Below are 6904 nucleotides of genomic sequence, written 5' to 3'. Positions count from 1 at the left end.
CCCCCCCGCGGCTCCCACAGGGATCGCGCAAGACTTTGCTCTCACTCAGCCAGCAGCCCGCTGGCTGTTGAGCTGGGCATCCCCCGGTTGCCCAAGCACACAGGAGGTGCCCCCCGGGGTATACATCATCGCCACACAGCGGTTGCACGCCGTGCAGATCGAATTACGGCTCGCACCACTGGCCAGCTTGTTCACATAATCCGGCTCGGCAATCAGCACCCGGCCCATGGCCACCAGGTCGAAGCCCTCGGCCATCACCTGCTCGATGCTCGCCAGGCTCTTGGCCCCGCCGAGGTACGCCAGCGGCATCTTCACCGCCGCACGCACCTTGCGCGCATGTTCGAGCAGGTACAGCTCGCGAAACTCCACCACCGGGTCCATGCGCCGCTGCAGCTTCATCGCCAGGGCAATCAGCGGGTTCTTCTGCTGCACGCGGTTTTCCTTGGGGAACGACGAGCCAAACATGGTGGTGATCGACTCGGCGTTCATCCCGGCGCTGAGCACCAGCAGGTGCGCGCCCTCCTGCTCCAGCATGCGCGCGATCTGCGCGCCGTCCTCGGCACTGTTGCCGGCGCGCACGCCCTCGGTGATGCTGTACTTGCACACCACGGCCAGGTCCTGGCCGACCGCATCGAGCACCGCCCGCAGTACCCGGCGCGGGAAGCGCAGGCGGTTTTCCAGGCTGCCGCCGTACGGGTCACGGCGCTTGTTGTACAGCGGCGAGATGAACTGGCTGAGCAGGTAGCCGTGGCCCATGTGGATTTCCACGGCGTCGAATCCGGCTTCGCGGGCCAGCCGTGCACCCTGGGCAAAATCGCGCACCACCTGCTGCATGTCGGCTTCGTTCATCGCCTGCTTGAGAAACATGCCGCTCATCATGCCGATCTTGTTGAAGCCGCCACTGGCCGACAACGGCCTGGGCGTGGAGCGCTCGCGGATGAAGGTGAAACAGCCACCGTGGGTGATCTGCGCGCTGGCCTTGCCGCCTTCGCGGTGCACCGCATCGGTCAGGGCCTTGAAATGCGGCAGGCTGTCGCGTTCCAGGATCAGCTGGTTAGGCAGCGTGCGGCCGTCGCGGCTGACCGCGCAATAGGCCACGGTGGTCAGCGCCACGCCGCCGCTGGCCAGGCCCGCGTGCAGCTTGGCCAGCTGCCGGGACGGCACGCCCTGGGCGCTCATGCCCTCGTTGGTGGCGGCCTTGATGAAGCGGTTTTTCAGGGTCAGCGGGCCAATGCTGAGCGGGCTGAACGGTGATTGATCGGGGTTCGGGTGCATGTCAGGCCTCGTCCTCGGTGGGGTGGACTCAGAAGGTGTATTTGGCGTTGAACGACAGGTAGTCGCGGTCCGCCAGCAGGCGGCCCTGGGCGACGTCCGGGGAGCTCAGGTAGGCGACGTAGGTCAGGCCGACCTGGAAGTTGCCCAGGTACTTGAAGTCGCCGCCGACGGTCAGGCGCTTCTCGGCACGGCCCAGGCCCTGGTAGGCGCTGCCGTCGACGTTCTGCTGCCAGACCACCCGGGTGGTCAGGTCCAGGCCGTCGGCGATCGACGGGTAGTCCATGTAGGCGCCCACGCCGAGCAGGGTCGAGCCGCGGGTCTGGGTCTTGGACTGGAAGTCATCGAAGCGGCCGTCAACCCCCGCACCGCCCCCGCTGATCACCAGGGTGTCGACGCCCTCGATGTACTGGTGCACCACTTCGCCCATGAAGGTGGTCTGCTGGGCCAGCCAGCTCGGGCCGAGGATGTACGAGGCGTTGAGGTTGCCTTGCCAGATCTGCCCGGTGGTCGGTGCGCCGTTGTTCAGGTACACCGAGGCGCCGTTGCGGTAACTCAGGTCGCCGGCGTACTGCACCGAATCGCCGACCTTGGAGCTGAAGCTCACCCCGGTCAGCTCGACGTCTTCGAAGTAGCCCAGGCGGTAGGCCGGCGCTGCCCCGGTGTTGGCGCGCGCACTGATGCGCGAGTTCGACGAGTACTGGGTGTGCCCGGTGAAGTCGAAGTACAGCGAGCCGACCCGCTCGTGATAGCGGTAATGGAACAGCCCCACCTCGGTGTTCTCGGTCACCCGGTAGCGCACGCCCATGCCCCACTGGCCACCGTCACGGGGCTTGACCTCACCGGCATAGTTGACGCCGGTGAAGGTTTTGTCCGGCAGGCTGTCGATCACCCCGGCATTGAGCCGGAAGAATTCCGCGCCCGGGCCGAAGTAGTCGCTGCCAAAGTAATCGCCCACCGGGTTGAGCTGGGTCTTCTCCCACTCGTACTGGTAGAAGCCGACCAGCGCCAGGTCTTCGTTCAGCGACCACGAGGCCGACACCTGGCCCACCGGCAGGTAGGCGTCCTTGGCCTCGGTGCCCGGCACGTTGAACTTGGTCGCGTCCACCGGCGCCTGGCCCTGGCTGATGTTGGCCCAGAACAGGCTCTCGCCCCAGGCCACCAGGTGGCGGCCGGCCTTGAGTGACAGGTACTGGGTGTCGCCGAGCGTGTAGTTGCCATACACGTAGGCATCGAGCAGGCGCGCCTTGCTGCCGCTCAGGCGCCGGGTGTCCTCGACGAAGCCGTCGGCGCGGCCGACCTTGTTCACCGTCTGTGGCGAATCGTTGGCGTTGCGCTCATGGTAGACATCGTCGTAGAAGTGGCTGCCACGCACCACGGCGCCGACGTTGTCATGGCGCAGGCGCAGTTCGCCGAACAGGCTGAGGCGGTTGGTGATCAGCGAACCGCGCTTGAAGTTGCGCGTGCCGTCGTCGTTGTTGATGTCGTTGAGGTACTGGCTGGCCTGCTTGGCGGTACGCATCGACGCCGTGTAGTTGACCGTGAGCGACGAGTCGAGCGTGGTGTCCTCGCCCAGCTCCAGGGTCGGCCCGGCAGTGGCACCGCCGCTGGCCAGGCCAATGGCCATGGCCAGCCAGCGGCGCCGGGCCGGGCCCGTGTTCAAGGTAGACATGCTGCTCTCCTTTGTTGTTATTGTTTTCGTCCGTTGGCGGAACACTCAGGCCTGTGCCACGGCCACCCTCAAGTCGTTCTTGGCGACCTTGTTCGACGGGTTCAGCGGCAGTGCCGCGAAGAACCGCACCTGGCGCGGCACCTTGTAGTTGGCCATGCGCTCGCGGCTCCAGCCGATCAACGCCTGCTCATCGAGCTGCTGCCCCTCGCGCAGCACCACGCAGGCGCAACCCACCTCGCCCATGCGCGCGTCGGCAATGCCGATCACCGCCACCTGGGCGATGGCCGGGTGGGCCAGCAGTGCGGCCTCGATTTCCGCCGGGTAGCAGTTGAAGCCGCCGACGATGTACATGTCCTTGAGGCGGTCGGTGATGGCCAGGTTGCCCTGTGCGTCCAGGCGCCCGACATCGCCGGTGTGCAACCAGCCCTCGGCGTCGATCGCCTCGGCGGTGGCGGCCGGGTCCTGGAAATAGCCCTGCATGACATGGAAGCCGCGCAGGCAGATTTCCCCGGTTTCACCCTGGGCCACGGCGCGGTTGGCGGCATCGCGGATGCTCACTTCGGTGCCCGGCAACGGCCGCCCGCTGGTGCCGGCAATCACCGCGGCCGGCGCCTGCGGGTCGCACAGGGTGGCCAGGCCACCGCATTCGGTCAGGCCATAGGCGGTGGTCACCACGCTGAAGCCCAGCTCGCTGCGCATGCGCTCGATCAGGCTCGGCGGGATGCTCGCCGAACCGGTCACGGCAATGCGCAGGCTGGACAGGTCGGTTTCGGCCAGGCGCGGGTGGGCCAGTAGCGACAGGTACAGGGTCGGCGCGCCGGGCAGCACGCTGATGCGCTCGCGGGCAATGCGCTGGAACACCGTCTCGGCATCGAACACCGCGTGCGGCAGGATGGTCGCGCCAGCGATCAGGCAGGTCAGCCAGCCGGCCTTGTAGCCAAAGGCATGGAAGAACGGGTTGACGATCAGGTAGCGGTCACCCGGCACCAGGCCCAGCACCCGCACGTACTCGGCAAAGGCCCGCAGGTTCTGGCCATGGGCGCTCATCACGCCCTTGGGCTTGCCGGTGGTGCCCGAAGTGAACAGCAGGTCGCAGATGGACTCTGGCTGAATGCTCAGGGCCCGGCGCCTGGCGGTCAGTGGCTCGATGGTCGCCGCACCGAGCAGAAAGCGCTCATGGCTCAGGTCGTGGGCGGCAGCAGCCTGGTCGCAGGCGAAGATCACCTGGTGCTCCAGGGTCGCCGGGCGATGGGGCGCGAGCAGCGCCGGGTAGTCGACGTCGAGGAAGCGCTGTTGCACGAACAGCACCCGGCAGCCACTGCGGGCCAGCACATCGGCGGCCTCGGCGCCTTTCATGCGGGTGTTGACCGGCACCAGCACCGCGCCGGCGCAGTGGATGCCCAACGCAGCAAGGATCCACTCGCGGCTGTTGGGCGCCCACAGGCCGACCCGGTCGCCCGGCTGGATGCCCAGTGCCATCAGCCCGCGGGTCACCTGCAGCACCTGCTCCGGCAGGTCGGCGTAGTCCAGGCATTGGCCGTGCTCTTCGATGGCAACATGCCCGGCAAAGCGCTGCGCGCTGTCGAACAGCAGGCGGGCGATGGTAGCCGGCGCAGCGGCCGGCGCTTGGGAGGTAGCGAAGTTCGGGTTCATGCAAGGCTCACTCATCGGCATCACTCGGGAAAGCGGATACGCAGCAGCGGGCTGGTGGGCACGGCCTGGCAGGCCAGGATCCAGCCTTCGGCCAGCTCGTCGGCATCCAGGGCATCGTTGTGCAGCAACTCGACCGCGCCGCTCTCCAGGGTGCACATGCACGAGGCGCAGCCGCCCACGCGGCAGGCGCTGGGCGGTGCGAGGCCGGCGCGCTGCATGGCATCGAGCAGGGTCTCGCCGCTGGCGCAGTCCAGTTCGTGGTCCTCGCCGTCCAGGCGTACCGCCAGCTGTGCGGCCATCGCCGCTTCGCTGTGGCTGGCCTGGGGCAGTTCGCCTTCGCCAGGCAGCGAAACGAAGCGCTCCACATGCACACGGGCACTGGGCATGCCGAGGCTGGCCAGCGCCTGCACGGCGGCGTCCATGAACGGCCCCGGGCCACAGATGAACGCCTGGGCATCGACCATCGGCCGGGCCAGTTCGGCCAGCTGCGCCACGGCCGGCACGCCCTGCACCGAGTCGAGCCAGTGCACCACCTGCAGGCGGTGCGGGTGGGCCGCCGCGAGGAAGCGCAACTCATCGCGGAAGATCACCGACTGTTCGTCACGGTTGGCATAGATCAGCAGCACCCGCCCCTGCCCGGCCAGCAGCGCCGAACGCAGGATCGACAGCACCGGTGTGACACCGCTGCCACCACCGAACAGCAGCAGGTCACCTTGCAGGTCGCGGGGCACGAACACCCCGGCCGGCGGCAACACCTGCAGGGTCTGGCCTTCCTGCAGTTCTTCGCACAACCAGTTCGAGGCGCGCCCGTCGCGCACCCGCTTCACGGTCACCCGCAGCGGTTCATCAAGCAGCGGCGTGCTCGACAACGAATAGCAGCGTGGCAGCCAGCCGCCGTCGTACGGCACCCGCAGAGTCAGAAACTGGCCAGGTTTGTAGTGAAAACGCTCGGCCAGCGACGCGGGCACGTCGAACACCAGTGACCGGGCATCGGCGGTTTCCTCGATCACCCGCGCCACACGCAAGGCAAGATAGTCATTCATGGTTCAGGTACTCGCTGTCACCTGGCTCAGACGAACGGGTCCGGGTTGGGCAGGCCCAGCTGCACCGCGCCGAAGCTGCGCCCGTAGGCCATGAAGTTGTTGGCGATATGCCCGCGCGCCTGGTGCAGGTCGCGGAACAGCCGCGCCACCGGGTTGCTGTTGTACAGGCCCGAGGCCGCCATGCTGCGCAGCAGGTCACTGATGCGCTCGGCACAGATGTTGGTGACGTAGGACGACTGATAGCGGTACAGCAGGCGCGTTTCGGTGTCCGGGTACTCGCCGGCGCGGGCCAGTTGCATCAGGTGCTCGTAGTTGCGTTCGAGCACCAGCTTCAGGCTGTCGACGGTGATCACCGCCTCGGCCACCGCGGTTTGCGCGACCGGGTCGTCGGCGGTGCGCGCACCATGCTTGCCGATGTGCTGGGCGGCGTTGTCGCGGAAGGCATTGATCGCCCCTTGCAGGGCGCCGATGGCCGAGGTCGAGACCGCACGGGAGAACACCTGGGCGAACGGGATCGCGTAGATCGGGTTGGTGTTCACCAGGCGCCCCGGGGTCGCCTCGATCTGCCAGTTGTTGGTGCGCTGCACGCGATGGGCCGGGACGAAAGCATCCTCGACCACGATGTCGTGGCTGCCGGTGCCGCGCAGGCCGAGCACATCCCAGTTGAGCTCGATACGGTAGTCGGCGCGGGGTAGCAGGAAGGTGCCGTGCTCGCTGGCAAAGTCACCGTCGGCCGGCAGGATGCCGCCGAGCAGCACCCACTGGCAGTGCTCGCTGCCGCTGGAGAAGCCCCAGCGCCCGCTGATGCGGTAGCCGCCCGGCACCACGCTGACCTTGGCTGCCGGCATGTAGGTAGAGGAAATCAGCGCACCGTGGTCCTGCTCCCAGACTTCGCGCTGCGCCTCGATCGGGTAGCGCGCCACCTGCCACGGGTGCACCCCCATCACACCGTAGACCCAGGCGGTCGACATGCAGCCTTCACCGAGGATCATCTGGATTTCGAAGAACGTCCGCGGGTCCACTTCGTAGCCGCCAAAGGCGCGCGGTTGCAGGGCGCGCAGCAGGCCGGCCGACTGCAGTTCGGCGATGGTCTGGTCGGGGATGCGCAGGTCGCGCTCGGCCTGCGCCGCACGCTCCTTGAGCTGCGGCACCATGCGCCGCGCACGTTCGATCAGTTCGACTTCTTCCTGGGTCTTTTCTCGCAAGCTGTGCATCACTGGTCTCTCCCGGTCTCGCTGCGCCACTGCGCGAGCTGGGATCGATC

5 protein-coding genes are annotated in these 6904 nt (G+C 67.4%); all 5 read right to left on the bottom strand.

Annotated elements, in window-relative coordinates:
* Positions 1 to 45 precede the first annotated feature (45 nt).
* The 5 genes from ABE528_RS26405 to ABE528_RS26385 all read right to left on the bottom strand — a co-directional run bounded on the left by ABE528_RS26405 (position 46) and on the right by ABE528_RS26385 (position 6854).
* Complete coding sequence (locus ABE528_RS26405; RefSeq protein ID WP_346654529.1) at positions 46 to 1275, bottom strand: NADH:flavin oxidoreductase; 1230 nt, start codon at positions 1273 to 1275, stop codon at positions 46 to 48.
* Positions 1276 to 1303: 28 nt separating this feature from the next.
* The gene (locus ABE528_RS26400; protein ID WP_346654531.1) at positions 1304 to 2899 is read right to left on the bottom strand and encodes a DUF1302 family protein; all 1596 of its coding nucleotides are present in this window, start codon (positions 2897 to 2899) and stop codon (positions 1304 to 1306) included.
* A 90-nt stretch (positions 2900 to 2989) separates the two neighbouring features.
* Positions 2990 to 4597, bottom strand: a complete 1608-nt coding sequence (locus ABE528_RS26395) for a FadD3 family acyl-CoA ligase (RefSeq protein WP_152959202.1) — start codon at positions 4595 to 4597, stop codon at positions 2990 to 2992.
* 20 nt (positions 4598 to 4617) lie between these two features.
* A complete protein-coding gene (locus tag ABE528_RS26390; protein ID WP_346654528.1) occupies positions 4618 to 5640 on the bottom strand; it encodes a ferredoxin--NADP reductase in 1023 nt (340 codons plus the stop codon).
* 26 nt (positions 5641 to 5666) lie between these two features.
* On the bottom strand, positions 5667 to 6854 hold the full coding sequence (locus ABE528_RS26385; RefSeq protein WP_346654527.1) for an acyl-CoA dehydrogenase family protein: 1188 nt from the start codon (positions 6852 to 6854) through the stop codon (positions 5667 to 5669).
* Positions 6855 to 6904 lie beyond the last annotated feature (50 nt).

Origin of the sequence: Pseudomonas sp. TWI628 (genome assembly GCF_039673865.1) — a bacterium.
In the GTDB taxonomy this organism is placed as follows: domain Bacteria; phylum Pseudomonadota; class Gammaproteobacteria; order Pseudomonadales; family Pseudomonadaceae; genus Aquipseudomonas.
This window is presented reverse-complemented; position numbering and strand designations above follow the sequence as displayed.

Bases quoted from the DNA above. Each gene is read 5' to 3' on its own strand.
- ABE528_RS26405 (WP_346654529.1), bottom strand. From the start codon at position 1,275: ATGCACCCGAACCCCGATCAATCACCGTTCAGCCCGCTCAGCATTGGC.
- ABE528_RS26390 (WP_346654528.1), bottom strand. From the start codon at position 5,640: ATGAATGACTATCTTGCCTTGCGTGTGGCGCGGGTGATCGAGGAAACC.
- ABE528_RS26385 (WP_346654527.1), bottom strand. From the start codon at position 6,854: ATGCACAGCTTGCGAGAAAAGACCCAGGAAGAAGTCGAACTGATCGAA.
- ABE528_RS26400 (WP_346654531.1), bottom strand. From the start codon at position 2,899: ATGGCCATTGGCCTGGCCAGCGGCGGTGCCACTGCCGGGCCGACCCTG.
- ABE528_RS26395 (WP_152959202.1), bottom strand. From the start codon at position 4,597: ATGAACCCGAACTTCGCTACCTCCCAAGCGCCGGCCGCTGCGCCGGCT.